The following is a 3,117-nucleotide window of genomic DNA, read 5'->3' as shown; positions in this document are numbered from 1 at the left end:
GGTCGCATTTTATCTTATGCTGGCCAACCTGGAGGATTTCTTCCAGCTGAGCGTTGAAATCTATCCGCAAAACATGTTCCACGCACTCGATATTTTGTCGGGTTTTGTCCTGTTGATCTGTTGCTCGTTGCTGATTGTGGTTGCCATCGATATTCCTTATCAGATTTGGCAGCATAACGAACAGCTAAAAATGACCAAACAGGAAGTGAAGGACGAATTTAAGGACAGCGAAGGTAAGCCTGAGGTAAAAGGGCGGATCCGAATGTTGCAGCGCGAGATGGCCCAGCGGCGGATGATGGCCGATGTACCCCAGGCCGATGTCGTTATTACCAACCCGGAACACTTTTCTGTTGCTCTGCGCTATGATCCGGATATTGACTCGGCGCCGGTTGTGGTTGCCAAGGGTATCGACCACCTGGCCCTGAAAATACGGGAAATTGCCAATAAGCATGATGTCGACATTGTGCCGGCACCGCCGCTTGCGCGTGCGCTTTACCATACCACCGAGTTGGAACAACAAATTCCTGACGGGCTATTTGCCGCTGTGGCACAGGTTCTTGCTTATATTTTCCAGCTTAAGCAATATCGCAAAGGCAAGGGAACCAAACCGCAGCTTTCAAAGGAAGCAACAAATATTCCATCAGATATGCGATATTAATTTGTAAAGATCATATTGATACAAAGCTTCGTCAATTTGTTGACGGTTTGAAAGGTATGATTATTGCTTTGAAGGTTCCTGTTTGAACGTTAAAGCGATAAAATAGACCGCTCGCACTGTTCGTCAGTACCACACCAACAACAAAAAGATTGAATGAAGCTTTCGATACCCTTTGCGGATAAATTACCTTTATCACGCCTGCAATCTATGCCAGCAATAGGCGCACCTGTCATGGTTTTGGCAACCTTGGCAATGGTTGTGCTGCCTATGCCTCCGTTACTGCTGGATATGGCCTTTTCCTTCAATATTGCCCTGGCTCTTGTGGTACTGCTGGTTACTGTTTATACCCGCCGTCCGCTCGACTTTGCGGCTTTCCCTACCGTGTTGCTGATAGCCACCTTGTTGCGTCTGGCGCTGAACGTAGCGTCAACCCGCGTGGTATTGCTCTACGGGCACGAGGGGCCCGATGCGGCCGGTCAGGTCATTGACGCCTTCGGCTCGGTGGTGATTGGCGGTAACTATGCCGTCGGTCTGGTGGTGTTCCTGATTTTGATGATCATTAACTTTATGGTTGTCACCAAGGGTGCCGGTCGTATCTCCGAGGTAAGTGCCCGCTTTACCCTTGATGCCTTGCCCGGCAAGCAGATGGCCATCGATGCGGACTTGAACGCCGGACTGATTGATCAGGAGCAGGCCAGAACTCGCCGTTTTGAGGTGACCAAGGAGGCCGACTTCTACGGTTCGATGGATGGTGCGTCGAAGTTTGTCAAAGGGGATGCCATTGCCGGTATCCTGATCCTCTTCATCAACATCATCGGCGGCCTGGTGATTGGCATGGGCCAGCACGGTCTGAACTTTGGCAGTGCGATAGAAATTTATAGTTTGCTGACCATTGGTGATGGTCTGGTTGCGCAGATCCCGTCGCTGTTGCTGTCAATTGGTGCAGCCATGATGGTGACTCGTCAAAATACTGACGAAGATATGGGGCAGCAGCTCATCTTTCAGATGTTCAATAATCCCCAGGCCCTGATTATTACCGGGGTGATCCTGTTTGTGATGGGGATTGTGCCGGGAATGCCGCATGTGCCGTTCTTGTTGCTGGCAGCTTCTATCGGGGGCTTTGCCTATTGGCGGATCAAGAAAGAAAAAGCGGCTGCGGTGGCGGAGGCTGAAACGTCTTCTTCGACGGAACTGGCCGCCCAACCGACGCAGAAAGAACTATCTTGGGATGATGTGCAGCCTGTCGACGTTATTGGCCTCGAAGTGGGTTATCGTCTAATACCTATGGTCGACAAAGAGCAGGGCGGTGAGTTGCTCGAGCGGGTGAAAGGGGTGCGCAAAAAGTTGTCTCAGGACTTTGGCTTTTTGATCCCGCCGGTTCATATTCGCGATAACCTGGAGTTGCCGCCCAATACATACAGATTGAGCCTGATGGGCGTGGCTTGCGGGGAAGCCAATATTCACCCTAATATGGAACTGGCCATTAACCCGGGACAGGTCTTTGGCACCATTGACGGCGAGGCGACCACCGATCCGGCCTTTGGTCTTGAAGCCGTGTGGATAATGGAGTCGCAGCGCGAACATGCCCAGGCGCTTGGTTATACCGTGGTAGATTCTGCAACGGTACTGGCCACACACCTGAGCCAGATCCTGACCAACAGTGCCTCGCAGCTGCTCGGCCATGAAGAAGTACAGAATTTGCTTGAGATGTTGAGCCAGACTACACCCAAGCTTGTCGAGGGCTTTGTTCCCGATCAGTTGTCGCTGGGTGTGGTGGTTAAAGTGCTGCAGAACTTGCTTCATGAAGGGATCCCGATCAGGGATGTGCGGACAATCGTGCAGACCCTTTCTGAGTACTCCTCCAAGAGTCAAGATCCTGACATTCTGACGGCCGCTGTTCGTATTGGGCTTAAGCGACTAATTTGCCAAGAAATCAATGGTATAGAACCAGAGTTGCCAGTGATTACTTTAGTTCCGGAATTGGAACAAATATTGCATAAAACTATGCAGTCTGCCGGAGGTGAATCTTCCGGCATCGAGCCAGGGCTGGCAGAGCGTCTACAGCGCTCACTGACCGAGGCCACTCAGCAACAAGAGCTGAAAGGGGAGCCTGCCGTATTACTGACTTCCGGTGTATTACGGTCAACGCTCGCTAAGTTTGTCAAAAATACCATTCCGTCGTTGCGGGTACTGTCCTATCAGGAGGTTCCGGACGAAAAACAGATACGCATTGTCAATGCAGTGGGTAACTAGGGCGGAGTGGATGCAATACCGAATGGCTGGCTTGGCGTGACAGATGCCGTAAGCAATAGCGTGATTAGACGGGAAGACAAGATTGAAAATTAAGCGATTTTTTGCCAAAGACATGCGAACTGCACTGAGCGAAGTGAAAGAAGAGCTCGGTGCTGATGCGGTGATCATGTCAAATAAAAAAGTGACCGGCGGAGTCGAGATTGTTG

General features: G+C 50.9%; 2 protein-coding genes. Both read left to right on the top strand.

Annotated elements, in window-relative coordinates; translation table 11 throughout:
• A partial coding sequence (gene flhB / locus MHN01_RS22425) for a flagellar type III secretion system protein FlhB (RefSeq protein ID WP_239413549.1) occupies window positions 1-658 on the top strand: 658 nt, incomplete at its 5' end.
• A gap of 153 nt (window positions 659-811) precedes the next feature.
• Window positions 812-2,911 (top strand): flagellar biosynthesis protein FlhA, encoded by a 2,100-nt coding sequence (gene flhA / locus MHN01_RS22420; RefSeq protein WP_075763971.1) that lies wholly within the window; start codon window positions 812-814, stop codon window positions 2,909-2,911.
• Window positions 2,912-3,117: the final 206 nt, after the last annotated feature.

Origin of the sequence: Photobacterium sp. OFAV2-7 (genome assembly GCF_022347985.1) — a bacterium.
In the GTDB taxonomy this organism is placed as follows: domain Bacteria; phylum Pseudomonadota; class Gammaproteobacteria; order Enterobacterales; family Vibrionaceae; genus Photobacterium.
The sequence above is the reverse complement of the archived record's forward strand: the minus strand, read 5'-3'. Positions and strand labels throughout refer to the sequence as shown.

Bases quoted from the DNA above. Each gene is read 5' to 3' on its own strand.
- flhA (WP_075763971.1), top strand. From the start codon at position 812: ATGAAGCTTTCGATACCCTTTGCGGATAAATTACCTTTATCACGCCTG.